The organism is Gemmatimonadota bacterium, from assembly GCA_041390125.1.
Lineage (GTDB): Bacteria > Gemmatimonadota > Gemmatimonadetes > Longimicrobiales > Gaopeijiaceae > JAGQIF01.
This window is the reverse complement of record JAWKQN010000005.1, coordinates 284,688-310,764: the sequence shown is the minus strand read 5'-3', so window position 1 is coordinate 310,764 and position 26,077 is coordinate 284,688. Positions and strand designations below refer to the sequence as shown.

Annotated in this window: 21 protein-coding genes; 11 read left to right on the top strand and 10 right to left on the bottom strand. The window is 72.4% G+C overall.

Annotation, left to right across the window (positions count from 1 at the left end):
- Positions 1–2: 2 nt before the first annotated feature.
- Together mutM and R3E98_06235 are read left to right on the top strand one after the other, a co-directional pair.
- A complete protein-coding gene (gene mutM, locus R3E98_06240) occupies positions 3–827 on the top strand; it encodes a bifunctional DNA-formamidopyrimidine glycosylase/DNA-(apurinic or apyrimidinic site) lyase (protein MEZ4422986.1) in 825 nt (274 codons plus the stop codon).
- Positions 797–3,907 (top strand): pitrilysin family protein, encoded by a 3,111-nt coding sequence (locus R3E98_06235; protein MEZ4422985.1) that lies wholly within the window; start codon positions 797–799, stop codon positions 3,905–3,907. Before mutM ends, R3E98_06235 begins: the two co-directional genes overlap by 31 nt.
- Here R3E98_06235 and R3E98_06230 read toward each other — a convergent pair.
- On the bottom strand, positions 3,867–4,595 hold the full coding sequence (locus tag R3E98_06230; protein MEZ4422984.1) for a ubiquinone/menaquinone biosynthesis methyltransferase: 729 nt from the start codon (positions 4,593–4,595) through the stop codon (positions 3,867–3,869). The genes R3E98_06235 and R3E98_06230 overlap by 41 nt on opposite strands.
- Positions 4,596–4,748: 153 nt before the next feature.
- Here R3E98_06230 and R3E98_06225 point away from each other — a divergent pair, with 153 nt between their 5' ends.
- From R3E98_06225 to R3E98_06205, 5 genes are all read left to right on the top strand, one after another.
- Positions 4,749–5,393, top strand: a complete 645-nt coding sequence (locus R3E98_06225; GenBank protein ID MEZ4422983.1) for a sigma-70 family RNA polymerase sigma factor — start codon at positions 4,749–4,751, stop codon at positions 5,391–5,393.
- A 139-nt stretch (positions 5,394–5,532) separates the two neighbouring features.
- Positions 5,533–6,426 carry a zf-HC2 domain-containing protein gene (locus tag R3E98_06220; GenBank protein ID MEZ4422982.1) on the top strand — a complete coding sequence of 298 codons (894 nt, stop codon included), beginning with the start codon at positions 5,533–5,535 and terminating at the stop codon, positions 6,424–6,426.
- Positions 6,407–8,143: a polymer-forming cytoskeletal protein gene (locus R3E98_06215; protein MEZ4422981.1), complete on the top strand. Its 1,737-nt coding sequence runs from the start codon at positions 6,407–6,409 to the stop codon at positions 8,141–8,143. The genes R3E98_06220 and R3E98_06215 overlap by 20 nt, the downstream gene beginning before the upstream one ends.
- Before the next feature lie 2 nt (positions 8,144–8,145).
- Positions 8,146–8,985, top strand: coding sequence for a LiaF-related protein (locus tag R3E98_06210; protein ID MEZ4422980.1), 840 nt, complete (start codon positions 8,146–8,148; stop codon positions 8,983–8,985).
- Positions 8,986–9,058: 73 nt separating this feature from the next.
- On the top strand, positions 9,059–9,289 hold the full coding sequence (locus R3E98_06205) for a hypothetical protein (GenBank protein MEZ4422979.1): 231 nt from the start codon (positions 9,059–9,061) through the stop codon (positions 9,287–9,289).
- Between the two features lie 248 nt (positions 9,290–9,537).
- Here R3E98_06205 and R3E98_06200 read toward each other — a convergent pair whose 3' ends face one another.
- Genes R3E98_06200 through R3E98_06190 form a run of 3 tightly spaced genes read right to left on the bottom strand, consistent with a single transcriptional unit; the run spans position 9,538 to position 11,136 of the window.
- On the bottom strand, positions 9,538–9,738 hold the full coding sequence (locus R3E98_06200) for a hypothetical protein (GenBank protein MEZ4422978.1): 201 nt from the start codon (positions 9,736–9,738) through the stop codon (positions 9,538–9,540).
- A complete protein-coding gene (locus tag R3E98_06195; protein MEZ4422977.1) occupies positions 9,735–10,829 on the bottom strand; it encodes an Mrp/NBP35 family ATP-binding protein in 1,095 nt (364 codons plus the stop codon). The genes R3E98_06200 and R3E98_06195 overlap by 4 nt, the downstream gene beginning before the upstream one ends.
- 55 nt (positions 10,830–10,884) lie before the next feature.
- Positions 10,885–11,136: a NifU family protein gene (locus R3E98_06190; protein ID MEZ4422976.1), complete on the bottom strand. Its 252-nt coding sequence runs from the start codon at positions 11,134–11,136 to the stop codon at positions 10,885–10,887.
- A gap of 248 nt (positions 11,137–11,384) precedes the next feature.
- Here R3E98_06190 and pruA point away from each other — a divergent pair, with 248 nt between their 5' ends.
- Positions 11,385–13,013 carry an L-glutamate gamma-semialdehyde dehydrogenase gene (gene pruA / locus R3E98_06185; GenBank protein MEZ4422975.1) on the top strand — a complete coding sequence of 543 codons (1,629 nt, stop codon included), beginning with the start codon at positions 11,385–11,387 and terminating at the stop codon, positions 13,011–13,013.
- Positions 13,014–13,036: 23 nt separating this feature from the next.
- Here the strand turns inward: pruA and R3E98_06180 are convergent, their stop codons facing one another.
- The 6 genes from R3E98_06180 to R3E98_06155 all read right to left on the bottom strand — a co-directional run bounded on the left by R3E98_06180 (position 13,037) and on the right by R3E98_06155 (position 19,709).
- On the bottom strand, positions 13,037–13,612 hold the full coding sequence (locus R3E98_06180) for a hypothetical protein (GenBank protein ID MEZ4422974.1): 576 nt from the start codon (positions 13,610–13,612) through the stop codon (positions 13,037–13,039).
- A 4-nt stretch (positions 13,613–13,616) separates the two neighbouring features.
- Positions 13,617–14,510 carry a hypothetical protein gene (locus tag R3E98_06175; protein ID MEZ4422973.1) on the bottom strand — a complete coding sequence of 298 codons (894 nt, stop codon included), beginning with the start codon at positions 14,508–14,510 and terminating at the stop codon, positions 13,617–13,619.
- A complete protein-coding gene (locus R3E98_06170; protein ID MEZ4422972.1) occupies positions 14,507–15,499 on the bottom strand; it encodes a carbohydrate kinase family protein in 993 nt (330 codons plus the stop codon). The genes R3E98_06175 and R3E98_06170 overlap by 4 nt, the downstream gene beginning before the upstream one ends.
- A complete protein-coding gene (locus R3E98_06165; protein ID MEZ4422971.1) occupies positions 15,496–16,479 on the bottom strand; it encodes an ROK family protein in 984 nt (327 codons plus the stop codon). Before R3E98_06165 ends, R3E98_06170 begins: the two co-directional genes overlap by 4 nt.
- A 2-nt stretch (positions 16,480–16,481) precedes the next feature.
- Positions 16,482–18,290: a translation elongation factor 4 gene (lepA, locus tag R3E98_06160; GenBank protein ID MEZ4422970.1), complete on the bottom strand. Its 1,809-nt coding sequence runs from the start codon at positions 18,288–18,290 to the stop codon at positions 16,482–16,484.
- A gap of 216 nt (positions 18,291–18,506) precedes the next feature.
- Complete coding sequence (locus R3E98_06155) at positions 18,507–19,709, bottom strand: DUF4384 domain-containing protein (protein ID MEZ4422969.1); 1,203 nt, start codon at positions 19,707–19,709, stop codon at positions 18,507–18,509.
- Positions 19,710–19,908: 199 nt separating this feature from the next.
- Here R3E98_06155 and R3E98_06150 point away from each other — a divergent pair, with 199 nt between their 5' ends.
- Genes R3E98_06150 through mfd form a run of 3 tightly spaced genes read left to right on the top strand, consistent with a single transcriptional unit; the run spans position 19,909 to position 26,063 of the window.
- Positions 19,909–20,835, top strand: coding sequence for a DUF58 domain-containing protein (locus R3E98_06150; GenBank protein MEZ4422968.1), 927 nt, complete (start codon positions 19,909–19,911; stop codon positions 20,833–20,835).
- 9 nt (positions 20,836–20,844) lie between these two features.
- Complete coding sequence (locus R3E98_06145) at positions 20,845–22,746, top strand: BatA domain-containing protein (GenBank protein MEZ4422967.1); 1,902 nt, start codon at positions 20,845–20,847, stop codon at positions 22,744–22,746.
- Positions 22,743–26,063: a transcription-repair coupling factor gene (gene mfd / locus R3E98_06140; protein ID MEZ4422966.1), complete on the top strand. Its 3,321-nt coding sequence runs from the start codon at positions 22,743–22,745 to the stop codon at positions 26,061–26,063. Before R3E98_06145 ends, mfd begins: the two co-directional genes overlap by 4 nt.
- Positions 26,064–26,077: the final 14 nt, after the last annotated feature.

The following is a 26,077-nucleotide window of genomic DNA, read 5'->3' as shown; positions in this document are numbered from 1 at the left end:
GCATGCCCGAGCTTCCCGAGGTCCAGGCCGTCGTCGACGGCCTCCGGCACGTGCTGCCGGGCCGACGCATCGTCTCGGTGCACGTCCGTCGGGCCGACGTCTGCCGTCCGTCCGGCGCGGCCGTGCGCCGGCTCCTGACGGGCGCCCGCGTCACCGAGGTCTTCCGGCGCGCCAAGAACATCGTCGCTCCCACCGACGCGGGGGTGGTCCTCAGGGTCCACCTGGGCATGACCGGCCGCCTGCTGTTCTATCCCGGCACCTCGGGTCGGCCCGGCCACACCGCCGTCACGTTCCGGCTCGACGGGGGCGCCACCCTGGTGTACGCCGACGTGCGCCGCTTCGGTCGGGTGGAGGCGCTCGAAGAGGCGACCTGGGAGGGACGGTCCCAGGCGCTCGGGCCCGAGCCGCTGGACCCCGCGCTCGGCGCCGCCGAGTTCCACCGGCGCCTGGCGACCTCGCGCACGCCCGTCCGCTCCTGGCTGCTGGACCCCCGCCGGGTGGCGGGCGTGGGGAACATCTACGCCACCGAGGCCCTGTTCGGGGCCCGGATCCATCCCACCCGCCCGGCGGCGTCCCTCACCCGTGCGGAGGCGGGGCGACTGCTGCGCGAGGTGCGGCGGGCCCTGGACTCGGGGATCCGTGCCGGAGGCACGACACTGCGCGACTACCGGAACATCGATGGTCAGGAGGGGGAAAACGCCAGGAACCTTCGCGCGTATGGGCGAGAAGGATCGGCGTGCCCCCGATGCGGCGCGCCGATCGAGCGTCTTGTCTTCGGGGGACGATCCGCATTCCTGTGTCCACGCTGCCAGCCCGCTCCGCCCTGATCCACGCGCTGCGACGCGTCGGCGCCGTCCTGGGGATGGCGCTCGGCACCCTTCCCGTCTCCGCAGCAGCCCAGACGTCGGACGACGGCATCCCGGAGTTGCCCGTCGCCGAGCGCACGCTCGCGAACGGCATGCGCTTCGTGGTGCTTCCCCGCCCGACGTCGCCGACCATCGCTTTCGCCGTGCACACCGGGGTGGGCGGGGTCGACGAGGTCCCGGGAGAGACCGGGATCGTGCATCTGCTCGAGCACCTGCTGTTCAAGGGCACGACGACGATCGGGACGCGCTCCCTGGAGCGCGAGATGGAGCTGTTCCCGCAGATCGACGCGGTCTTCGACTCCCTGGTCGCGGAGCGCGACCGCGGCGTCGAGGCCAACGCCGTGCGCGTGGGTCGGCTGGAGGAGCGGCTGCAGGCGCTCGAAGCCCGCGCCCGTCGCTTCGTGAACCCCAACGAGCTCGACCGCATCTACTCGGAGAACGGTGCGCGCGGGCTCAACGCCACGACCACGGCGGAGGAGACGGTCTATTTCGTCGAGCTTCCGGCGAACCGATTGGAGCTCTGGATGATCCTCGAGGCGGATCGCCGGCTGAACCCGGTGTTCCGCGAATTCCACACGGAGCGCAACGTCGTCATCGAGGAGCGCAACCTGCGCGTCGACACCGACCCCGCCGGCAAGCTCTATGAGGCGCACATGGCGGAGGCGTTCCGGGTGCACCCCTACGGGCAGCCCGTCGTGGGAACGCTGGAGGACCTGGAGCGCCTCGACCGGCCCCGGGTCGAAGCCTATTTCCGACGCTACTACGGTGCCCGCAACACGGTCGTGGCCATCGTCGGCGACGTGGACGCCGAGGCGACGCTGGACATGGCGGAGCGGTACTTCTCCACCGTGCCGCCGGGAGAGGTTCCGCCGCCGGTGACGGTGGTCGAGCCGCCGCAGGACGGGGAGCGGACGGTGGAGGTGACCTTCGACGCCGAGCCACGCATCCGGGTGGCGTGGCACATCCCCGCGTTGGACCACCCCGACGCCCCTGCGCTGCAGATGCTGTCGGCCGTGCTCACCGCCGGGCGGACGTCCCGGTTGCACAAGCGGATGGTCACCCAGGAGCGGATCGCATCGTCCGTCGTCAGCTCGACCGTCCCGGGGGGCCGCTATCCGGGGCTGCTGGTCGTCGAAGCGCTGCCCGCGCCCGGGCACGACGTGCAGGAGCTGCGCAGCGCCATCCTGGAGGAGGTCGAACGTCTGCGGCAGGAGCCGCCGGTGGAGCTGGAGCTGACCCGCGTGCGGAACCAGCTGGAGGCGGGCGCCGTGCGCAGGTTGCGCTCGAACCTCTCGCTCGCCTTCGAGCTCGCGGGCACCGTGGCACGTCACGGGGACTGGCGCGAGACCTTCCGCGCCACCGACCGGATGGTGGACGTCACCCCTGCGGACGTGCAGCGCGTCGCCCAGGCCTGGCTGGTCGAGCAGCAGCGCAGCGTTGCTCTGCTGCGACGCCCGGTCGTCGCCGACGCGACCGCCCCGGACTCCACGGCCGCCCCGGCAGAGGCCGGCGGGGAGCCTGGGGACACGCCGCCCCGCCGGCCGGCGCAGGCGGGCGCGGACCGCGTGCGCCAGCGCATCCAGGTCGGGCTCCCGCGGGTGGCTCCCGCATCTCCCGACGCCGAGGTCGGACGGGGGCCGGCGCTCGCCTTCGAGCCGCCGCCACTCCGCTACGACGAGACCGAGCCCCGGGTCGAACGGCTGGAGGGCGTGCCCGTGGTGTTCCTCGAGGACCACTCGCTCCCGCTGGCCAGTGTGTTCTTCCGGTTCGATCGCGGCTTCGCCCACCTTCCCCGGACGCAATACGCCGCCGTGACGGCCTTGAGCTCGATGCTGCAGAACGGCGGGACCGAGCGCCTGCCGCCGGATTCGCTTTCGCTGCGCATGGAGCTGCTGGCGATGGAGAGCTCCTTCAGCTCGACCGGCGAAGCGATGGCCTCGGGCTTCAACGTGCTCTCCCGCGATCTGGAGGACGGCCTCTCCTTGTGGCGGCAGGTCCTCCTGGAACCTCGATTCGACAGCACCGAGATCGAGATCTGGCGGGCTCGCGAGCTCGACTACACCCGACGCAGCGAGGATTCGCCGCAGAGCGTGGCCTACTCGGCGTTCAACCATCTGATGTTCGGGGAGCACCCCATCGGATGGGACATGGGCGCGGACGACCTCACGCAGGAGCGGGTGAACCCCACCACGCTGCGGGACGCGCACGCGGCCATCTTCTGTCGCGACCAGCTGATCATCGGCATCGCCGGGGACCTGTCGTGGAGCGAGGCCCGCACCCGCCTCGAACCCTTGCTGCAGGCGTGGCCCCCGTGCGCACGCTCGCTCGACGATCCCGCGCCGCCGACCGTTCGCAGCGCCGGTGGGATCTTCCTCATCCCCAAGCGGACGCCGCAGGCCACGGTGGTGCTCGGTCAGCCGACGACCGTGCGGGAGGGAGACCGCGCCGACTACTTCGCATCGCGCGTGGCCAACTCGATCCTGGGCTCGAGCGGGATGTCCAGCCGCCTCATGCAGCGCATCCGCACCGAGAAGGGATACGCCTACGGCGCGACGTCCACCTGGACGGCGCCGCGTCGCAGCAACGGAATCCTCGCCATGGTGACCAGCTCGCGCACGGAGACCACCGTGCCGGCGGCGGAGGTCATGCTGGACGTGCTCCGCCAGATGAGCGAGCAGGCACCCGAGCGCGCGGAGGTGCGCAGCATCCGCGAGGAGATCACCAACGGCATGGTCTTCACCCTCCAGAGCGCAGCCCAGGTGGTGCAGCGTCGGATGTCGTACCTGGCGTCGGACATCCCCGCCGACTGGCTCGAGACCTACCTCGAGGAGATCCAGCGCGTGGAGCCCGACGACGTGCTCCGCGTGGTGAAGGCGCAGTTCGACCCCGGCAAGATCACGTGGCTGCTGGTGGGTGATCCGGACATCCTGCTGCCGGAGCTCGAACGGCTGGGGCCCGTGACCCTGCTGGAGGCGTCCGCGGACGAGGCGGTGGAGCCGGTCAGCGCTCCGCCACGTGGATCGCCGCGATCCCCCCGCTGACGAGCGACCAGCGGGCGTCGGAGAAGCCGGCCCGCCGCATGCGCTCCGCCAGCTCCTCCGGCCCCGGGAACTCCTTCACGGACTCGGGCAGGTAGGTGTAGGCCCAGGGGTGGCCGGAGACCCACCGCCCCACCCGGGGCAGGATGTGGTGGAAGTAGAACAGATACAGGGAGCGCATCAGCCGGCTCGGCGGCGTGGTGAACTCGAGGATCACGGCCCGCGCGCCCGGCCGCAGCACGCGCGCCAACTCCCTCAAGCCCCGGTCCAGGTCGGCGAGGTTGCGCACGCCGAAGCCCACCGTGGCCCCGTCGAAGGACGCGTCCGGGAAGGGCAGCCGGAGCGAATCGGCGCAGAGGGACGTGATCCCCGTCCCCGCCAGCTTCGGACGGCCCTGGACCAGCATGGGATGGGCGAAGTCGGAGGCCACGACCCGACCCCGGAATGCCGGCCGCCGCGCCAGCTCGAGGGCCAGGTCGTACGTGCCGGCGCACCCATCCAGGAACCGTCCCTCCGGGGTGCGCTCCCACCCCAGCCGGTCGATGGCCCGACGCCGCCAGCGCCGGTCGATGTTGAGGCTGAGGACGTGGTTCAGCAGGTCGTAGCGGGGGGCGATCTCGGAGAAGATCCGCCGGACCTGTCGCTCGCGGTCGGCCCCTTCGGAGGGGCGCGCCTCGGACGGGGTGGGCATGGTGCGGTGGCGGGCTCGGGCTGGCGGAGCGGGTGGCCGATGGCGGGTGCGGGGAGCCGGAACCCCGCCCCGGCGCCCGGGTTCCGAAACCTCGGCCGCCACGGCCGCGTAGGGCCGGTGGAATCGGACACGGCGGGCCACACCCGAGGTGAGATGGCCGAAGCATCGCGCGTCGAACGCACGAACCCGACCCCCGCTCCCGCGGTGGGGGCCGGTGTCGTCGTGGACGATCGCGAGCTCGTCACCCGCGCGCTCCGGGGGCGCGAGTCCGCGTTCCGCGAGCTGCTCGAACGCTACGAGCGTCCGATCTTCTCGCTGATCCTGCGGATGGTGCGGGACCGATCGCTGGCCGAGGACCTGGCCCAGGAGACGTTCATCCGGGCCTTCAACGCGCTGGGCCGCTACGACCCCCGCTACAAGTTCTCGAGCTGGATCTTCAAGATCGCCAACAACCTGACGATCGATCACCTGCGCAAGCGCAAGCTCGACACGGTCTCGATCGACGGCTCCCCCCACGCCACGAGCGCCGAAGAGCAGGCCCAGTCCCGTCTGACCGTGGAGTCGGACGGCGAGAGCCCGCAGGAGTTCGTGGAGAACCGCGAGCTGGGCGCCCAGATCGAGGAGGCGATCGGCCGCTTGCGGCCGGAGTACCGGACCGCCGTGCTGCTCCGCCACGTGGAAGGATACGCCTACGAGGAGATCGCCCAGATCATGGAGATCCCGCTCGGGACCGTGAAGACGTATCTGCACCGCGCCCGCCATGAGCTGATGGGCCTGCTGGAGCCGGTACGCCCGTGAGCGGCCCCTTGGAGCACCTCCGCGAAGGGCTTCCCCCGCAAGGGGTTAGAGGCGGGGATCCGCGAAACCTCCGGGCCCCCGGATCCGTAGGGCCTCGGGACGCGCCCGGCGTGGGTCGGGCCCCGGCACCAGGACGAGCATGAACGGACACCTGCACACCGCTGAGCTCCAGGCGCTCCTGGACGGCCGGCTCTCCCGCGAGGAGACCCTGGTCGCCGAGGGGCACCTGGCCTCGTGTGCCCGGTGTCGGGGCGAGTACGCCCGCTGGACGCGGCTCTTCGGCGCCATGTCCAGCCTCCCCGCCTTGCGGCCCCGCGCCGACTTCGCCGATCGCGTGCTCGATCGGGTGGCCGGGATCCGGCCCATGGTCGCGCCGGGGGCCGTCCCGGCGGCGCTGGAGGGGTGGCATCCGACGCCGGAGGAGCTGCTGGACGCCGTGGACGGCGTGATGCCGGCCGAAGCCGACGCCCGGGTGCGACAGCATCTCGCGGCCTGCAGCGCCTGCGCGGCCGACCACACCCGGTGGGAGGGGTTGTTCACCCGCCTGGCGGAGCTGCCGCAGGCGGCGCCGGCACCGGGCTTCGCGGCCCGCGTGCTGGCCCAGGTGCCTGCGGCCCAGCCCCGCACGGTCCGCGGTCGGGTGCAGCTGTGGGCGGCGCGTTCCGGGGCCGCCCTGGCCCGCATCCACCCGCGCGGCTGGGCTGCCATCGCGGGCGTCGCCACCGCGCCGGCCGCGGTGGCCGCGCTGCTCCTGTGGAGCCTGTTCTCGAATCCGATGGTCACCGCCTCGGCGGTGGCCCGCTATGCCGGCTGGAAGCTGCTCGAGTGGTCCGCTGCGGCGTGGAGCCCGATCGCCACCCTTCTGGCGACGATCGATCCCCAACGCATCCAGGCCCTCTCCTCCCCTGCGACCCTGGCAGGAGGGTTCCTCCTGTTCAGCGCGCTGACGTTGATCGCGCTGTGGGTCCTGTATCGGAACCTGTTGATCCCTCACCGCTCGTCGGGTGGTTCGTATGCGCGGGCTCGTCTCTAGACCGGGGGCCCTGGTGGCCCTCCTGCTCTCGCTCCCGCTGTGGGCCGTTCCGGCCATGGCGCAGGAGCCCACCGTGGTCTCCAGCCAGGTCGCGGTATCGTCCGCGGAGGCACGCCTGGAGCTCGAGCTGGCGGACGGCGACGCCGTCGAGATCGCCCTCGCGGACGGAGAGGTCCGGATCGGCGGCGACGTGGTGGCCTCCTTCCGCTCGGGGGACGACCTCGATCGGGCGTGGCGCACGCTCCTCTCGCGCGCCATCGCGCTGAGTGGCGTGGAGCTGTCCGAGGCGCTGGTGGAGTGGGCCCCTCCGGCCGGCCTCGACGGCGACGCGCTGGACGCCGCTCGGCGCATCGATCGCGCCCTCGAGGAAGCCGCCGCGCCCTCGGTGGCCGTGGCTCCGACCGCACCGGCCGCGGGGATCGAGGTGGACGGGCTGCGGGGTCTGCTCGGGCTGCTCCGACACGCCGACCGGCTCGCGGAGCTGGGACCGGCGCTCGAAGGCGTGGACGTCGAGGATCTGCAGCTGTACATCGGCGAGGACGGACGCATCGCCGAGGGCGAGGTGGTCGACCGCAGCGTCCTGATCGTCGACGGCAACCTGAACGTCGATGGCCGCGTGACGGGGGACGTGATCGTCGTCGGCGGTCGCCTGCGGGTGTCCGACAGCGGCGAGATCGAAGGGGACGTGCGTCTGCTCGATGCGCGCCTCTCGGACGACGGTGAGATCGGAGGAGACGTCACGCGTCTGCGGGCGGATCCCGAGCGCCGTGTGGAGCTGCCCGACCTGGACAGCCTGCGCGACGAGATCCGCTCCGAGGTCGAGCGCGAGATGGGACGCAGCATGCGCGACGACGTGCGTCGCAGCGTGCGCAGTCCCTTCCGCAACGTGGCGGCCGGCATCGGTGGGATCCTGGAGAACCTGCTGACCTTCGGCGTGCTCTGCGCGATCGGGGCGGTGCTGCTCCACTTCGCGGGACCGCGCATGGAGGCGGTCGCCGAGACCGCGCGCCTCTACCCGGCGCGCTCGGCCGCCGTGGGCCTGGCCGGCGCCTTCCTGCTGGTCCCCGCCTGGGTGCTGGGCATCGTGGCGCTCGTGATCTCGATCGTGGGGATCCCGCTGGCCATCGCCTGGATCCCGCTCTTCCCGCTCGCCGCGGGCCTGGCGGCCCTGGCCGGCGCGTTGGCTGTGGCCATCAACGTGGGCGAGTGGATCCGCACGCACGACGTGAGGGGCTTCGAATGGGCCCGCGAGCCCGGCACGCTCTACCGCATGGCGGCCGGCCTCGCGGCCGCGACGCTGGTGTTCGTCGCCGCCAACACGCTGCAGATGGCGGGCTCCCTGCTGGGATTCCTGCACGGCCTGCTGTCGGCGGTGGGCACGCTGGCCATCCTGGCGATGGCCACCGTGGGCTTCGGGGCCGTGCTCCTCACGCGAGGCGGCTCCCGGCCCGACCTGGTGGGCGAGAGCTTCACCTTCGACGACTGGAAGTCGGGCTGGCGCTCGGAGCGCTGGGGACGCGGCACGGCGGGGATGGACGAGCCCACCCCCGACACGTACGCCTCGGAGCCCACGACCGACGCGCCGCCGCCCACCGGACCGGCGGTGGACGAGGTCGAGCTCGCCTTCGACGACGTCGAGACCGACGTGCCGTCACCGTCCCCCGAGGACGAGGACGCGCGCGACGACGACCGGCGCGGTCCCGGCGCCGAGGGCTGAACGTGCTGCGCACGCAGGCGCTGCTCGGCGCGGCGCTCCTGTGCGCCGCGAGCGCGACGGCGGTCGCCGCCCAGGACTGGCGTGACTTCGCCAGCTCGCGCGTGCGCACGCAGGAGCGCTCCCTGGATGTGGAGGTGCGCTACGGGGCGGGTCGCGTGCAGCTCCGCCCCGCCACGGGATCGGTGCTCTACCGGGTCCAGCTGCGCTACGACGCCGACACCTTCACGCCGGTGGCGAGCTATCGCTCCGGCCGCCTGGAGGTCGGCGTCGACGGGAGAGGCAACTCCATCGACCTGAAGGGCGACAGCCAGGGCGCGCTCGACCTGGAGCTGGCGCGCGGCGTGCCCATCGACCTCGACCTGGAGATGGGTGCGGTGCGCTCGGAACTGGAGCTGGGCGGCCTCAGCCTGACGACCCTGGACCTCAAGACCGGCGCCTCCGAGACCGTGGTGCGCGTGGGCGAGCCCAATCCGGTGGAGGCCGGCTCGGTCTCCGTGCAGGTGGGCGCGGCCGACTTCCGGTTCGAGGGGATGGGCAACCTGAACGCCGAGCGCATGGAGGTCCATGCGGGCATCGGCGACGTGACCCTCGACCTCGACGGCCGCTGGCGGCGGGACGCCCGCCTGAGCGTGGAGATGGGGCTCGGATCGCTCGAGCTGCGCATCCCGCCGGGCCTCGGCGTGGAGATCGAGCAGGACAGCTTTCTCACGGGGATGGACGCCGAGAGCCTGGAGCGACGCGACGGCCGCTGGGTCACGCCCGACTTCGATCGGGCCGAACGCCGCATCCGGATCTCCATCGAGGCCGCCTTCGGGCGCATCCGCGTCGTCCCCACCCGCTGAATCCTTCCCCTCCCCTTCCGCGTACTATATTGATGGAAGCGTCGTCGGACGGACTCGACGCAGGGAGGAGACCATGCTCGGGACATTGCTCACGTTCTTCGCGGTCGGGGTCGCCACGTTGATCGCCGCTGGCGTCGTGCTGGCGGTCCTCGGGACGATCTTCTCGATCACGTTCGGGCTCGCCACCTTCCTGCTGTTCAAGGTGGCGCCCATCATGCTCATCGGCTGGGTGGTCCTGAAGCTCGTGGATCGCTCCCGCCGGGGCTCGTTGAGCGCGGCGGACCGCCGCTGGCTGGAAGAGTAGACCGCCCCCGGCGGCGCGCTCACGCCCTTCCGGGTCCGCGGCGTCCTCTCCGGACGTGACCGGCCGGACCCGGCCCCGGTCCCCTCGCCCCTCCCCAGCCCCCGCTCCGCCGGGCCTTCACGCCCGGCCATCTCCTGCCCGACTTCAGCGGTCGATCCGCAGCAGGGTCGTGTCGAGGTCCGCCGGTCCGCAGGTCGCCCTCAGCCGCCGGAGCTCCTCGGCGAGGTCCGCCGGTCCGCAGGTCACCCTCACAGACGTGGCAACCGCCGGAGCTCCTCGGCCAGATCCGCCCGGTCCAGCTCGGCCAGGGTGCGGCAGCCGTCGCGGTCGAGCCGCACCCCCGCCGCGTCCAGCACCTCCAGGGCGGCGGGGACGTCCCGCACGATCTCCTGGACGGGACGCTCTGCCCAGGTCTCCGGCGGGGGCGCGCCCGAGGGCGCTGGCCTCATGCGGCCTCCACCGCCGCCAGCACGGTGTCCGCGACCGCGCGCAGCGCCGCCGCGGCCGGAGACTCCGGATGGGACAGCACGATCGGCCGCCCCTGGTCGCCCGAGGCGCGTACGGCCGGGTCGAGCGGGACCCGCCCGAGGAAGGGCAGGTCCATCTCGCCCGCCAGGGCCTCGGCACCGCCCTGCCCGAACACGTCGATCACCTCCGAGCAATGCGGGCACACGAGCCCGCTCATGTTCTCGACGATGCCGAGCACGCGCGTGTTGACGCGCTCGAACATCCGCACCGCACGCCGGACGTCCCCCGTGCTGACGTCCTGGGGCGTGGAGACGAGCACCGCGCCGTCCACGTCGATGGTCTGCACCAGCGAGAGCTGCGCGTCGCCGGTGCCCGGAGGCATGTCCACGACGAGCACGTCGAGCGCGCCCCAGGCCACCTGCTCGATGAACTGCCGGAGCACACCGGCGATGAGCGGACCGCGCATGATGGCGGGCTGATCCGTCTCCAACAGGAATCCGAGGCTCATGAGGCGTACGCCGTGGGCCTCCAGGGGCTCGATCCGCTCCTGGCCCTTGCCCCCGGTGACGGCAGGTCGGCGCGTCTCCCCGAACATGATCGGGATGTTGGGTCCGTAGACGTCCGCGTCCAGGAGACCGACGCGCGCGCCGCCGGCCGCCAGCGCGGCGGCGAGGTTGGCCGCCACCATCGACTTGCCCACCCCACCCTTGCCGGAGCTGACCGCGACCACGTGCCGGACGTCGGGCAGGATCCCGGGCTTGGGCGTGGGCGCCGGCACGCTGCCCGGTTGGAGCCCGGGCTGCCGCGGGGGCCGATCTCCTCCAGCGCGCGGCAGCTCCACGTTGACCTTGACGGCCTTGATGCCCGTGACCCCCTCGGCCGCTGCGCGCGCGTCGCGCACGAGCGTCCCGGCGTCCGACGGACCCAGCGCGAAGGAGAAGCGCGCTTCTCCTTCCTCGCTGACCTCGAGGTCCTTGACCTGACCGCCGGCGAGCACGTCGGTGCCGGTGCGGGGATTGCGCACGCCGGTCAATGCGGCGACGAGAGCCTGCTTCAGTGACTCGGGATTCATGGACGGAGTGTGGAGGAGCAAGGGGCGCGCGCCGGGCCCGCGCGATGGCGGTGCCTCAGACGGCGAGGACTTCGGTGACTTCGGGAACGCTCTCCACGAGGCGACGCTCGATGCCCAGCTTCAGCGTCTGCATGGAGATGGGGCACGACACGCAGGCGCCCAGCCAGCGGATCTCGACGATGCCGTCCTCCGGCCGGAAGCCGACGAACTCGACGTCACCGCCATCCATGTGCAGCGCCGGGCGGATCGCCTCCAACACCGCTTCGATCTGGTCCTCGACCGTGACCACCGCGCCTCCTGGCGTCACCGCCGGCTCGCGTTCCTTCCCGGCCAAAGCTACCCGAGCCGCGGAGGGACCGTCAACGACGTCGCGACGGGCCGTCCACCATCCGCTCCGCACCCGCGCGGCAGGTGGCCGCCTCCATTGCCCCTCCTCGGCCGCGGGGCGAACATAGGCCTCCGATGCGGCCGGACCCCGCCTCGTCCGGGCTCGCGCCGCCTCGGGGCAGACGGGACACGCCCGTCTCCACCCACCTGAAACGCACAGCCAACGCCATGAGCAGCCGAGCCCATCCGCCCGCGGCCGTCAACGAGCCGATCCTCTCCTACGCGCCGGGCAGTGCCGAGCGTACGGCGCTCAAGGACGCCCTGGCCACCCATGCCGGTCAGCAGATCGAGATCCCGCTCCTGATCGACGGGAGAGAGGTGCGTACGGGCGACACCGCCACGGCCGTGGTGCCCCACGACCACGGCCACGTGCTCGCGACCTGGCATCGGGCCGGACCCGAAGAAGTGGACCAAGCGATCGCCGCCGCGCTCCGCGCCCGCCACGACTGGAGCCGGTGGCCGTGGGAGGAGCGGGCACGTGTGTTCCTGAAGGCGGCGGAGCTGCTCGCCGGTCCGTGGCGGCAGACGCTGAACGCGACCACCATGCTCAACCAGAGCAAGACCGCGTTCCAGGCCGAGATCGACGCCGCGTGCGAGCTCATCGACTTCTGGCGCTTCAACGTGCATTTCGCGGCCGAGCTGTACGCGGAGCAGCCGCGGTCGAGCGCCGGGGTGTGGAACTGGACCGATCACCGGCCGCTGGAGGGCTTCGTCTACGCCGTCAGCCCGTTCAACTTCACCGCGATCGGCGGCAACCTCTCGGGCGCGCCGGCACTCGTCGGCAACACCGTGGTGTGGAAGCCGTCCGACTCGGCGGTGGTGAGCAACTACTACGTCGCCCGCCTGCTGGAGGCGGCCGGACTGCCTCCGGGTGTGATCAACTTCATCCCCGGCGATCCCGTGATGATCACGGAGCGCGTGCTCGCGCATCCGGAGTTCGCGGGGCTCCACTACACCGGCTCCACGACCGTTTTCCGCTCGCTCTGGAAGCAGATCGGCGACAACCTGGACCGATACCGCGCCTATCCCCGCATCGTAGGCGAGACGGGGGGCAAGGACTTCGTGGTGGCGCACCCGTCCGCCGACCCGGCGGCGCTGCGCGTGGGACTGATCCGAGGCGCGTTCGAGTACCAGGGCCAGAAGTGCAGCGCCGCTTCGCGCGCGTACATCCCCGAGAGCGTGTGGGCCCGCATGGGCTCGGACCTGGTGGACGAGACGGAGTCGCTCGCCATGGGGGATCCCGCGGACTTCCGCAACTTCCTGGGCGCCGTCATCCATGAGCGCGCGTTCGACAAGATCGCGGGCTACATCGAACGCGCACGCGGCGCCGCTTCGGTGGACGTGGTGGCCGGCGGACAGACCGACAAGAGCCGGGGGTGGTTCGTCCGACCCACGATCCTGCGCACCACCGATCCGGGGTACGAGGCGATGTGCGAGGAGATCTTCGGCCCCGTCCTCACCGTCCACGTCTATCCCGATCAGGACTGGGAGCGGATCCTCGAGCTCGCGGATCGCTCGACGCCGTACGCACTGACCGGCGCCGTGTTCGCCGATGATCGCGCAGCGCTGCAGCAGGCCTACGACCGTCTGCGCGACGCCGCCGGGAACTTCTACCTCAACGACAAGCCCACCGGCGCGGTGGTGGGACAGCAGCCGTTCGGGGGTGGCCGCGCGTCGGGGACGAACGACAAGGCGGGCGGTCCCGCGAACCTGCTGCGCTGGCTCTCGCCGCGCAGCGTGAAGGAGACGCTGGTGCCGCCCCGGGACTATCGCTACCCGTTCATGGCAGAGGAGTAGCGCACGACCCGGACCCGCGTGGGTCAGCGTAGCCGGCGCGCCACGCCCGCCAGGGTCGCCAGCTCGCGTCCCTCGTCCAGCTCGAGCAGGAGCCGCTCCGCCATCAGGATCCGCAGGAGCGGCTCCTGTTCTGTCCACAGACGGGCCAACGCCTCGCCCCGCAGGCGTTCGCCGTCGTCCAGCCGCTTCCACAGGACCCGCGCGTCCCGCGGCAGTCGTCCCACCAGGGTGAACGACCCCGCGCCCGACTCCACGAGCGCCGCCATCGACTGGCGCGCCAGCACGTCCTCCAGCGTCTCCCGATGCACTTCGTGCACGGTGCGGAAGACGAAGAAGGCGTCGAAGGGGCGGTCGGGACGACGGTATCGGTGCAGCAGCTTGGCCACGACCTCGTCGGCGCAGGAGTAGTCGAGCACCGTCACCTCGGAGAGGTCGATGGTGGACAGCACCGGACGGGTGCGCTCCTCCAGCTGCTCGCCCATCTGCGCCTCGATCGCCAACCGCACGGCTCGACCGGTCGGGCGGGTGACGAGGTGGGAATAGAGGGAGGCCACGCTCTGCTGGACGAGCGCGCGGACGTCGATGGCGATCGGCTCCACGGCCTCAGTCCCCGGTCACGGCCGCCGGAAGGACGATGCTGATCTGCGCGCCGGGGAACGAGGGAAGGTCGTGCTCGAGCGGAGGCGTATCGTCCCAGGCCGGCACGTCGGCGATGCGCGCGGTGCCCGAGCGCACGGCGATGATGCCGTCCCACTTGCGCACCTGCCGCCGGATCTGCTGGATGCCCTGCCCCCGACCGGAATCCGGGAAGCGGGTGAGGCCGTGGATGAAGGCGGCCTCGAGCGCGGTGGCGTCGCCCCACCGATCCGCGAAGCGCGCCGAGTGCTCCGACGCCAGCGAGCCCCGGAAGCCCCGCCCGACGTCCACCACGGACAGGGCCAGCACCTCCCGACCGAGCCGCCGTGTCCACTTGTAGACCTGCGCCGCCACCCAGCCGGGCGCTTCGGCATGCTCGAGGATGTTCTGGCAGACCTCGGAGAGGATCACCGCGAACTGGACCACGGCCGACGGCGGATAGCCGAGCGTGCGCGCCAGGATGGTGCCCGCCCGCTTCTGCACGCGGTCGACCACCGCGTGCACGTCCTCGTTCTGCCGGATCGGGGTGATCTCCAACAGCACGTCCGACGTCCTGGCCGTGCGCCGCGCGGGCGGTGCCGCCGTCAGCTCGAAGATGGCCGGCGCCTCGGCGAAGAACCCCATGCGCGCGAGATAGCCCACCACGTCCGCGCTCTCGGGCAGGTGCAGTCGCACCGGTCCCTCCTGCCGCTCCGCCAGCACACGACCCGCCGCCAGCAAGGACAGCATGCCGGTCGGATCGATCCACCGCAGATGGCGCGCGTCCAGCAGCGAGCTGGACTCGGACGGCTCGGCCACCTCACGGAAGAGCTCGTCGATGCTGCGGGCGTCCAGGGACGCCGGCACGTCCACGATCCTCATCGTGACACCTCCGAAGCCAGCTTGCCCGCAAGGTGGAGATGAAGGCCGGTGGCGCCGTTGAGGGCGGCGTTCCGCGCGGCGACCCGGTTGGCCCGGCTCATGGCCTCCGCGAGCGCGTCGCCGGCCAGCAGCCGCGCGAAACAGGTGGCGCCCCACACGTCCCCACATCCGGTGGGGTCGGGATCGGCCACGACCTCCAGGGCGGTGATGTGCCGGCTGGTCGCGGTGCCCCGCGGGAAGAGCGCCCGGCGCGCCTCCGCCCATCCCGCCGGGTCGTCCTGGAAGTCGGGCGCGGTCACGCAGGCGGCGCCCCGCTCCCCGAGCGTCACGAGCATCAGGCGCAGGGGGCCTCCCACCAACCCGGCCGCCAGGTGCCATGGATCTCCCGAGGCCTCGGCGAGCAGATCGAACTCCGCCTCGTTCATCTGCACCACGTCGAAGCAGCGCAGCCAGCGCGCCAGCTCGGGGAGCGCCCGGGGGGTGCGCAACCCCGTGGCCGAGACCGCCAGGAAGAGGGAGTGCAGGTCCGCGTAGATGGGACCGGCGAACGCGTGACGCAACCACTCGGCGGTCTCCAGCGTGAGCTCGAAGCCGGAGATGAAGTTGACGTAGACGGCGTCCAGGCCCTCCAGGCGTGGAAGCAGCTCCGCCGGCGTCCACGGTGCCACACCGCCCGACAGCCTCTCGGTGCGCCGTTCCCGGTCGGCGTAGACGAGCTCGACGCGGTTGTTGGGATCGGCCACCGTGGTGACCGCTTCGTGCTGCACGCGCGGAAGCGTGCGCAGGAATGCGCGCGCGCGCGCGTCCAGGTCGGCGCCCACCTTGAGGAGCGGGACGACCTCCCAGCCGTCGGGGAGCGCGGCCTCCAGGCCACCGAGGGCGTAGGCGATCCCGCCCCACTCCTGGACCGGCGCCCGCCCCGGGCGGCGGATGGTGTCCCAGACCAGGGTGCCCACCACCCCGAGGCGGCCGCCGCCGGCGCCGGTCACGACCCCAGCGCCTCCGCGCGGAACACGCCGGCCGCCCCGACCACGCCCGCCGTCTCGCCCAGCTCGGCGACGCGGATCGCGCAGGCCTCGACGGCAGAGCGGAACGCGCGCTGGCGCACGCTCTCCCGCAGCGGGGCCAGCAACAGGTCACCGGCCCGCACCACCCCTCCGGCGATCACCACGACGTCGGGGTTCAGGCCGTTGACCAGGTTGGCCACACCGGCCCCCAGGATCTTGGCGGTCTCGCGCAGGACCTCGTTGGCGTACGGGTCCCCGGCGACCGCACCTTCGTAGACCGTCGCGGCCGTGATGCGGTCCAGCGCGCCACCGACCTGGTCGACCAGGATGGTCTCGGCTCCCGCCTCGATCCCTTCGACGGCGCGCGCGGCGATGTTGGGCCCCGAGGCGTACGCCTCCAGGCACCCGTAGTTGCCACACGCGCACTTGCGGCCATGGAAGTCGATGGTCATGTGGCCGAACTCGCCGGCCGCATCGGATGCGCCGTGGAAGATCCGCCCGTCCACCACCAGACCGCCTCCGATGCCCGTCCCGATGGTCAGCCCCACCAGGTGGCGGGATCCGCGGCCGGCGCCGAGCCACCACTCGCCGTACGTCGCGCAGTTGGCGTCGTTGTCCAGCGTGGCGGGAAGTCCGAGCGCGTCCGAGACGAGATCCCGCACGGGGAAGTTCTCCCACGCCAGGTTGGGCGTCTTGATCACCACGCCGGTCTCGCGGTCCAGCGGGCCGGGAGACCCGATGCCCACGCCGACCACCTCGGCACCCGGGTGGGCGTCGGACAGGGCCGCGCGTACGTCCCGGACCATGCGGACCACCCGTTCGACCACGGAGTGGCCACCACGGCGCGCCTCGGTGGGTCGGGTGACCAGACCCAGCACGGGGCCGCCGTCGAACGGCACGGCGCCCACGACGAGGTTGGTGCCCCCGATGTCGACGCCGATGATCCAACGGGGGACGGACACGTCTACTCGCCCCCGAGCGACAGCACGGCGAGGAAGGCCTCCTGCGGGATCTCCACGGTTCCCACCTGCTTCATCCGACGCTTCCCCTCCTTCTGCTTCTCGAGGAGCTTGCGCTTGCGCGAGATGTCGCCGCCGTAGCACTTGGCGGTCACGTTCTTGCGCAGCGCCTTCACGTTCTCGCGAGCGATGATGCGCGTTCCGATGGCAGCCTGCAACGCCACCTCGAACTGCTGCCGGGGAATCAGCTCCCGCAGACGCTTGATGAGGTCCCGTCCGTAGGTCTCGGCCTTGTCCTTGTGGATGATGACGCTGAAGGCGTCGACGGCATCGCTGTTGACCAGCACGTCGAGCTTCACCAGATCGCCTGCGCGGTACTCGGTGAACTCGTAGTCCAACGCGGCATATCCGCGGGTGGAGCTCTTCAGCCGGTCGTAGAAGTCGAGCACGATCTCCGCCAGGGGCAGCTCGTATTCCAGCTCCACCCGGAGCGGGTCGGGGTAGTGCATCCCCAGGAAGATGCCCCGGCGCTCGTGACAGAGCTTCTGCACGTTGCCGATGAATTCGGACGGGGAGACGATGCGGGCCTTGACCATGGGCTCCGCGATGCTGTCGATGCGGGAGCGGTCGGGCATGGCCGTGGGGCTCTCGATCTCCAGCGCCTCGCCGTCGGTGAGTCGGAGGTGGTACTCCACGTTCGGGACGGTCGTGATGAGGTCCACGCCGAACTCCCGGTGCAGCCGTTCCTGGACGATCTCCATGTGCAGGAGACCCAGGAAGCCGCAGCGGAAGCCGAAGCCCAGAGCGGAGGACGTCTCGGGCTCGTAGTGCAGGCTGGCATCGTTGAGCTTGAGGCGCGCGAGCGCGTCGCGCAGCTCCTCGTACTGGTCCGAGTCCGTGGGGTACAGGCCCGCGAACACCATGGGCCGCACCTCCTGATAGCCGGACAGGAGCTGGGGCGCGCGCCGATCGGCGTCCAGGATGGTGTCCCCCACCCGGGTGTGGGAGACCTCCTTGATGGCGGCCACCACATACCCGACCTCGCCCGGCCGCAGCTCGGGTCGCGAGACCCGGCCCAGCCGGTAGTAGCCCACGTCCGTCACGTCGTACACGGCCGGCACGGCGCCGAAAGCGATGCGCATCCCCGGACGCACGACGCCGTCGACCACGCGCACGCTCGGCACCGCGCCCAGGTACTGGTCGTAGAGGGAGTCGAAGATCAGCGCCCGTAGGGGCGCCGCCGCGTCGCCCTTGGGCGGGGGCACCCGCTCCACGATGGCCTGCAGGATCTCCTCCGCACCGGTCCCCTCCTTGGCGCTGGCCAGGAGGATGGACTCGGGCTCGACCCCCAGCAGGTCCGACAGCTCGGCGCGCCGCCGCTCGGGCTCGGCACCGGGCAGGTCGATCTTGTTGAGGACCGGGATGATCTCCAGGTCCGCGTCCAGGGCGAGGAACAGGTTGGAGAGCGTCTGGGCCTGCACTCCCTGGCTGGCGTCCACCACCAGGATGGCGCCCTCGCACGCGGCCAACGAGCGCGACACCTCGTAGGTGAAGTCGACGTGGCCGGGCGTGTCGATCAGGTTGAGCTGGTAGGTCTTCCCGTCCGGACCCCGGTAGTCCATGCGGACCGCGTGCAGCTTGATGGTGATGCCGCGCTCGCGCTCGAGCTCGTTGGAGTCGAGGACCTGCTCCCGCATGACGCGCTGGTCCAGCGTCCCGGTCCGTTCGAGCAGGCGATCCGCCAGCGTCGACTTCCCGTGGTCGATGTGCGCGATGATGCAGAAGTTGCGGATGTGGTCGGTCTGCACGGCGATCCGAAGGACACGGGCGCGTGGGCCGGGGGCCGGGCGCCGAAACGAACGGGCTCGCGGGGCAGCGTCATGCTCCGCGAGCCACCGGAAGGGACACGCAAGTATACCGCGGCGCCGCGCGCACCGGGAGCGCCGGGCCGGCGGATCCGGCCCGCGGGCGGGACGCGCCCGTGGTGGCCACCGCGGGCCGACGACGCCGGCGCGGTCAGGCCGCTGGGGTCAGGAGCCGCCCGGACGCCGGCGGGGCGTCGCCGCGGCGCTCCCGCGGGAGGTGGGATCCGGTTTGCGCCCGCTGGAGGCTTCCGGGCGCCGCGTCGCGGCTCCGGACGGCCGCCGGGTCACGGGCCGGTCCGAGCCACCGGGGCGCCTGGGCTCCACGCGCGGGCTGGGCGCGGGCCGCCGCTCACCCCCGCCCCGCGGCGCCAGCGCGGGCGCCTCACGCCGAGGGACCTGGCCCTCCCGGGCCCGAGGATCGACCGTCCGCCCGCCCCGGTCGGGGTCGGATCCGCGCCGGACCCGGTCGGCTCCCTCGCCCCGGTCGGGGACGTCCACCCCGCCGGGACGGCGCGTCCGGGGCTGGCGTCCGAGCAGGACCGGGGTGCGCTCCACGGTGGGGCCGTCCGCGCGACGGCGCGCGCGACCGGAGGGCTCGGGGGCTCCACTCCCCCGCTCCTTGAACTCGAAGCGGGGATCGCCGCGGCGACGCGGGAGGACGACGTAGTCCCCGCGGTAGCGCGAGCCGACGTAGAACCAGGGGTCGTCCCAGGCATAGACGTCGAACGCCAGGCAGGCGCTGTAGTACGGGTCCCAGACGTGGAACGGCCGGCGGGTGTGGCAGTCGTAGCAGAGGAAGCGCGGGAAGTCGTAGTGGTCGCCCACGTCGTACTCCGCGTAGTCCAGCCCGTACGCCACCGCGTCCCAGTCGGGGATGAGCCGCGCGACGTACGCGTCCATGGCCAGGAACGGGTCACGATCCACCTCCGATCCGATCCGGCGCAGGTCCCAGGAGCGGTCCGCCCGGGAGAAGTCCACCGCCGAGAAGTCCAACGGCTCCCAGGAAGCCAGGATGAAGTAGTAGCCCACCCCGGGGTTCTCCTCGACGTACCAGTAGGCGGAGCTGCGCTGCAGCAGGCGGTAGTCGCGCCCTCCACGCACGAGGTTGGGCTGCCGTGGCTCCTCCGGGAAGACCAGCTGCACGCTGCCGTCCGTGTCGATGTGGAGGACCGCCACGTAGGCGTCCTCCGAGACGCGGTAGTAGATGCGGACCCGGTCGCCGCGTTGGACGAGGGGCTCGGCGCCGCGGTCGAACCAGATGCGGGCCTCCGGCCCGGTCGCCTGGCGCGCGGCCAGGGGCGCCGCCGTCCCGGCCACGAGGACGACGGTCAGCCACGCCAGCGGCGCGCGCATCCGTCTCCTCGTCATCGGATCCTCCCCACAGACGTGATCATCCGAAGGTCCTGGGGGCAGGAGGCATGCCAGGCCTCGATCGCCGCCATCCGCCGAACGGCGTGGAGTGGCCGTCCGCGCTGTCCCTGGAAGGGGACGGAACGGGCGCCGCACGGAGGACACCGCCGCCGTCCGTTGCTCCGGGCTTCCGGTTCTCGGTAGTTTGGCGGACTCCATGAGTCAAGCCACACGCTCCCGCGCCGCCGTTCGTCGCGCCGATCTCCTCCACCCCACCGAGCTCGCCCGCCTGGGCAACCTCGAGTTCGTGGCGCGCAAGGTGGTCGAGGGCTTCCTGCTGGGTCTGCACGCCTCTCCGCACCGGGGGTTCTCCGCCGAGTTCGCCGAGCTGAAGTCCTACCAGCCGGGAGACGACACCCGCTACATCGACTGGCGCATGTACGGGCGCTCGGACCGCTTCTTCGTCAAGCAGTTCCAGGAGGAGACCAACCTGGTCGCCCACCTGCTGCTCGACATCAGCGAGTCCATGGCCTGGCGCTCCGGCACGACCCTTCTCCCCAAGCTGGCGTTCGCCAAGCAGTTGCTGGCCGCGCTGTCGCTGCTGCTCGTGCGCCAGGGGGACGCCGTAGGCCTCACCGCGTTCCACGAGCAGGTGCCCGTCCGTCTGCAGCCTCGCGGCGGCAAGCACCACTGGTACGAGATGCTGCACCGGCTCGACGGGCTCCAGCCGGGGGGCGGCACGCAGGCCTCCTCCGCGCTCGTGGACGTCGCGCGCCGTCTGCGGCGGCGCGGGCTCGTGGTGCTCATCTCCGACCTCCTGGTGGATCTGGAGGAGACGCGCACGGCCCTGCGCTTCCTGCGCCACCGCGGGCACGAGGTGCTGGTGCTCCACCTGCTGGATCCGGGGGAGCGGGAGCTGCCGACGGCCGGCGATACGTGGTTCTTCGATCCGGAGACGCACGAGGAGATGCGGGTCAACGCCGCGGACCTGCGCGCGGACTACCGCGACGCCGTGCGGGAGGCGCTGCGCGAGTGGGAGCGGTCCCTGCGGCCGCACGGGATCGACTACGTCACCGTGGATACCGACCAGCCCCTGTCCCGAGCGCTGGGTGCCTACCTCAAGAAGCGCGCACGGCTGGGCTGAGCCGGGATCATGGGCTTCCTGAACCCGTTCTTCCTGTTGGCCGTCGCCGCGGTGGCCGTCCCGCTCTTCCTGCACCTGTTCCACCGCCAGGAGACGGAGCGCCTGGCCTTCCCCGCGCTGCGCTACCTCAAACGCACCGAGAAGGAGCACGCCCGCCGCATCCGGCTCCGGCAGCTCGTTCTGCTCCTGCTCCGGCTCGCCGCCCTGATCTTCGTGGTCGTGGCGGGTGCCCGCGCCTTCCTGACCGGACCCACGAGCGCCCATCCCCCCACCGCGCTCGCGATCGTGCTCGACAACTCGGGGAGCACGGGGGCCGTGCTCGGCGACGAGCGGGTGCTCGACCGCCTGCGCCAGGCCGCGCTGGAGTCGATCGCGGATGCCACCGACCGCGACCGGGTGTGGGTGCTGCGCGCCGCCGACCCCGACGACGTCGCACCCCCGGGAAGCCCGGAGGAGGCCCGGGCCCGCGTGCTGGCCACGGAGCCGAGCGCCGGGTCGGCCGACCTCGACGCCGCGCTCGCGCGCGCCGACGCCCTGGTGCAGTCCTCCGACCTGGACGCACGCGAGATCCATCTCCTGTCGGACCTGCAGTCCACCTCGTTCGGCCTGGAACCCGCCGCCCTGTCGGCGCCCGTGCGCGTCCTGCGCCCGGACTGGGACCCGCCGGTGAATCGCGCGGTGGGTACCGTCCTGGTGGGGGGTGGCCTCCCCCCGATCACGGGACAGCGCACCGAGGTCAGCGCCGAGCTGCTCGGCCCCCCGGATGCGGGCGCCGACTCGGTGGCCGTCCGCCTGATCCTGGACGGACGGGTGGCGGGCGCCACCGTCGCACCGGTGGGCGCGAGCGTCGTCTTCCCGATCGCGCCGTTGGATCCCGGGGCGGTCGAAGGCCACGTGGAGATCGATCCGGACGCGCTCGCGGCCGACGATCGCCGGTACTTCTCGTTCACCGCTGCCCCTCCGCCCCGGATCGAGGTGCGCGGCGCCGCCTCCGCCTTCCTGGCCTCTGCGCTCGACGTCCTGGTGGAGGGCGGGCGGGCCCGTCTGGACAGCCCCGGCGAGGTGGTCGTCGCGGTCGACGGCGAGGGCCTGGAGGGCCGCAGGCCGGGCGTCACCCATCTGGTCGTCCCCTCCGGCGACGGCGCACGTCTCGCGGCGCTCAACCGCCGGCTCGGGGAGGCCGGCGTCCCCTGGCGCTACGGACCCGACGACGTCGGGGGGGAGCGCCCGGTCACATCGACCGGCCTGCCCCTGGAGAGTGAGCCACTCGTGCGCGAGCGCTTCCGGCTGGAGCCGCAAGGCGCCCCGCTCGGCGTGCTGGCGACGGTCGGCGGCGAGCCGTGGGTGGTCACCGGCGAGGACGAGTCGGGCCGCTGGTTGCTGTTCGGGTCCGCGCTCGACCCCGCCGCCACCGACCTGGTGGTGGGACCCGACCTCCTGCCCCTGCTCGAGTGGATGGTGGGCCGCTGGTCGCGGGCCGCCACCGCCTCGGTGCCGGTCGAGGTCGGACGATCGCTCTCGCTGCCCCCTTCCGCGACCGCCGTGGCCGATCCGACCGGGCGGGTCGTGCCCCTCGAGGCGGGCCGGGCCGTCACCCGGGAGGCCGGGCTCTACACCGTGCTGGCCGGTGACAGCACCGTGGCCCGGGTGGCCGCCAACGTGCCCGCCGGGGAATCCCTGCTGGACCCCCTGCCCGCCGCCGCCCTCCAACGCCATCTGGGGCCCGGCGCCGAGCTGGTCACGGACCGTGGGGCCTGGGGCGGAGCCATCTTCGCCCAACGGCAGGGTCCGGAGATCTGGTGGCCGCTCCTGCTGGCCGCGCTGGTCTGCCTGGTCCTCGAGAGCTGGGTGGCGGGGAGCGCCGCCGGCGCTCCCCGTGCTCCGCGCGCCCCCGCCTCCGCCGCCCGGTGACCCGCACGTCTCCGCCAGGCTCCCACCGGGTGGTGGAGGCCGTCCAGACCTGCCCGGCCGTGCGGCGGCTCGCAGCCGCCCTGCCCGGGGCGGGGACCGCCACCACCCTGGGCGGCGTCGTGGGCTCGGCCGGCGCCGCGGTCGTGGCCGCGCTCGCCGAGCGCGCCGGGACGCTGCTGGTCGTGACGGACACGCCGGCGCACGCCGTCGACCTCGAGGCCGACCTCGAGATCCTGTTGGGCCCCGAAGGAGCAGTGCTCTTCCCTCAGCGGGAGTCGCTGCCGTACGAGGCCGCCGAGCCCCACGTGGAGGTGGCGGGGCTCCGGATCGAGGCCGTGGAAGCGCTGCTCGCCGGACGGACCCACATCCTGGTCACCACCCAGCGAGGGCTCCAGGAGCGCTCGGAGCTGCCGGAGCGGCTCACGGACCTGGCGGTGGACCTGGCGCCCGGGCAGAGCCTGCCGTTCCGGGCCCTGACCGGGCGGCTGGACGAGTTGGGCTTCGACCGGGTGCCCCTCGTGGAGGAGGTGGGGCAGTACGCGGTGCGCGGCGGCATCGTCGACGTGTTCTCGTTCGGGTCGAACGAGCCCGTGCGCGTCGAGTTCTTCGGGGACGAGATCGAGTCCATCCGGGCCTTCGACGTGCTCGACCAGCGCACCCTGCACGTGCGCAGCAGCGCGCGGCTCCTCCCCCTGGACTTCCGCCCGCGGGCCGGCGCCTCCGGCACCCGGCCCCGCTCGCTGCTGGACATCCTCCCGGACGGCACGCTGCTGGTGGACGCGACCCGGGAGGACTGGCAGCCCGGAGCGCAGCGCGTGTGGGAGCAGGTGCTGCGCCTGCGCGAGGAAGCCCTCGAAGAGGGCCGGACGCCCGCGCCCCCGGAGGAGGTGATGGTGCCTCCGGACCGGTTCCTGGAGCGGGCGCGGGCGCTGCCCACCCTGCGCCTCTCCCCGGACGCGCCTGGCGCCGACGCCGTCCTGGGCGCGGTGGAGCCGCCGGGGGTGGACCGCGACATGAAGCGTCTGGCGCGCCTGCTCGCGGACGGCGCGCAGCGCGGGCTCGAGACCCTGCTGCTGTGCGACAACGAGGGACAGGCCGAGCGGCTGGAGGAGATCCTGGGCGGCCCCGGGGCGCTTCCCGCCGGCAGCACGGTGGTCATCGGATCGCTCGCGCACGGCTTCGAGCTCCTGGCGTCGGATCCGCCGCTGCGGGTGCTCACGGACCACGAGATCTTCCGGCGCGCTCGGCGGGTTCGGCGAGGCCGGCGCTTTCGCGGCGCCGTGGCGTTGGAGTCACTCGCCCAGCTCACTCCGGGGGACTACGTGGTCCACATGGACCACGGGATCGGGCGCTTCAAGGGGCTCGAGACGCTGACCGTCGGGGACGAGTCGCTGGAGGTGCTGCTGATCGAGTACGCCGGGGACGAGACGCTGCGCGTCCCGGTCTACAAGATCGATCTGCTGGAACGGTGGGTAGGCGCCAGCGACGAGGGTCCCGCGCCTGCCCTGCACCGCATCGGTGGGAAGCGCTGGAAGGGCCTCAAGGCCAAGACCGAAGCGGCCATCCAGAAGATGGCGCAGGAGCTGGTGGAGCTGTACGCCACGCGCGCCACGGCGGACGGACATGCCTATCCGCCCGACACACAATGGCAGCGCGAGATGGAGTCGTCCTTCCTGTACGAGGACACACCCGACCAGCGTCAGGCCAGCCTGGACGTGAAGGCCGACATGGAATCGTCCCGGCCGATGGACCGCCTGGTGTGCGGCGACGTGGGATACGGCAAGACCGAGGTGGCGATCCGCGCCGCGTTCAAGGCCGTCCAGGATGGACGGCAGGTCGCGGTGCTCGCCCCCACCACCATCCTGGTGGAGCAACACCGGCACACCTTCGAGGAGCGGCTCGCGGACTATCCCGTGCGCATCGGCGCGCTGTCCCGGTTCCGCCCGGCAGCGGAGCAGGTGCAGCTCCTGGAGCAGGTCGCCGCCGGGGAGATCGACATCGTCGTGGGCACGCACCGCCTGCTGTCCAAGGACGTGCGCTTCCGTTCCCTGGGGCTGCTCATCGTGGACGAGGAGCAGCGCTTCGGCGTGCGCCACAAGGAGCGACTGAAGGAGCTGAAGCACTCCGTCGACGTCCTCACCCTGACCGCCACACCCATCCCGCGCACGCTGCACCTCGCGCTGTCCGGGCTGCGCGATCTGTCGCTGATCCGCACGCCCCCGCGCGACCGCATGCCCATCCTGACCACGGTGCTGCCGTGGCGCGATCCCATCGTGGCCGACGCCATCCGCCGCGAGCTCGATCGCGGAGGCCAGGTGTACTTCCTGCACAATCGGGTGGAGACCATCCACACCGCGGCCGAACGGGTCCGCCAGCTCGCACCGGATGCCCGCATCGGGGTCGCGCATGGGCAGATGCGGCCGGGTGAGCTGGACCACGTCATGCGCGACTTCGTGGAAGGGGACCTGGACGTGCTGGTCTGCTCGTCCATCATCGAGAACGGTCTGGACGTCCCCAACGCCAACACGCTGATCGTCGACAACGCCGACCGGTTCGGACTGTCCCAGCTCTACCAGATCCGCGGCCGTGTGGGTCGCTCCGACCGCCGCGCCTTCTGCTACCTGATCGTGCCCGAGCGCATGACCGACGACGCCGAGAAGCGGCTCCGCGTGCTCGAGCACTACACGGAGCTGGGCAGCGGATACTCGGTGGCCCTCAAGGACCTGGAGCTGCGCGGCGCGGGCAACCTCCTCGGGGCCGACCAGTCGGGATTCGCGCACGCGGTGGGACTGGACACCTACCTGCGGCTGCTCAAGGAGACCATCGAGCGCCTGCAGCGCCCGGACGAACAGCCGGACTTCGATGACCCCGAGATCATCATGGACGGCCCGGCCCTGCTGCCGGACGAGTACATCGCCGACTCGGGACAGAAGCTGCACTTCTACCGCCGGCTGGCCGGCACCGGCACGCTGCCGGAGGTCGACGCCCTCGGCGAGGAGCTGGCGGACCGCTATGGACCGCTGCCCGCGCCCGCGGCAAGGCTGCTCGCCCACGAGCGGCTGCGCATCCTGGGGCGGCGCCTGGGGGTCGAACGGGTCTTCCTCAAGCCCGATCAGGCGCGTCTCGGATTCCGCGCCGAGGCCCGCCCCCGGCTGGCCGCGCTGGCCGGCCCTCTCGGGAACCGCCGGGTGGAGGTGGAGGTACGCCGCATGGCACCGCTTTCCCTGGCGCTGCGCCGCGAGGGACCGGAGCCGCTTTCCGCGACGGTCATCGAGGCGCTGGAGGCGCTCGGGGCCGACGGCGGAGACCCCACCTGAACCCCGGCCGGGCC

What these genes read in the sequence shown, in the direction of transcription:
- mutM (MEZ4422986.1), top strand. Translation starts at nt 3, where the DNA reads ATGCCCGAGCTTCCCGAGGTCCAGGCCGTCGTCGACGGCCTCCGGCAC.
- R3E98_06230 (MEZ4422984.1), bottom strand. Translation starts at nt 4,595, where the DNA reads ATGCCCACCCCGTCCGAGGCGCGCCCCTCCGAAGGGGCCGACCGCGAG.
- R3E98_06225 (MEZ4422983.1), top strand. Translation starts at nt 4,749, where the DNA reads ATGGCCGAAGCATCGCGCGTCGAACGCACGAACCCGACCCCCGCTCCC.
- R3E98_06220 (MEZ4422982.1), top strand. Translation starts at nt 5,533, where the DNA reads ATGAACGGACACCTGCACACCGCTGAGCTCCAGGCGCTCCTGGACGGC.
- R3E98_06215 (MEZ4422981.1), top strand. Translation starts at nt 6,407, where the DNA reads ATGCGCGGGCTCGTCTCTAGACCGGGGGCCCTGGTGGCCCTCCTGCTC.
- R3E98_06205 (MEZ4422979.1), top strand. Translation starts at nt 9,059, where the DNA reads ATGCTCGGGACATTGCTCACGTTCTTCGCGGTCGGGGTCGCCACGTTG.
- R3E98_06200 (MEZ4422978.1), bottom strand. Translation starts at nt 9,738, where the DNA reads ATGAGGCCAGCGCCCTCGGGCGCGCCCCCGCCGGAGACCTGGGCAGAG.
- R3E98_06195 (MEZ4422977.1), bottom strand. Translation starts at nt 10,829, where the DNA reads ATGAATCCCGAGTCACTGAAGCAGGCTCTCGTCGCCGCATTGACCGGC.
- pruA (MEZ4422975.1), top strand. Translation starts at nt 11,385, where the DNA reads ATGAGCAGCCGAGCCCATCCGCCCGCGGCCGTCAACGAGCCGATCCTC.
- R3E98_06175 (MEZ4422973.1), bottom strand. Translation starts at nt 14,510, where the DNA reads ATGAGGATCGTGGACGTGCCGGCGTCCCTGGACGCCCGCAGCATCGAC.
- R3E98_06155 (MEZ4422969.1), bottom strand. Translation starts at nt 19,709, where the DNA reads ATGACGAGGAGACGGATGCGCGCGCCGCTGGCGTGGCTGACCGTCGTC.
- R3E98_06150 (MEZ4422968.1), top strand. Translation starts at nt 19,909, where the DNA reads ATGAGTCAAGCCACACGCTCCCGCGCCGCCGTTCGTCGCGCCGATCTC.
- R3E98_06145 (MEZ4422967.1), top strand. Translation starts at nt 20,845, where the DNA reads ATGGGCTTCCTGAACCCGTTCTTCCTGTTGGCCGTCGCCGCGGTGGCC.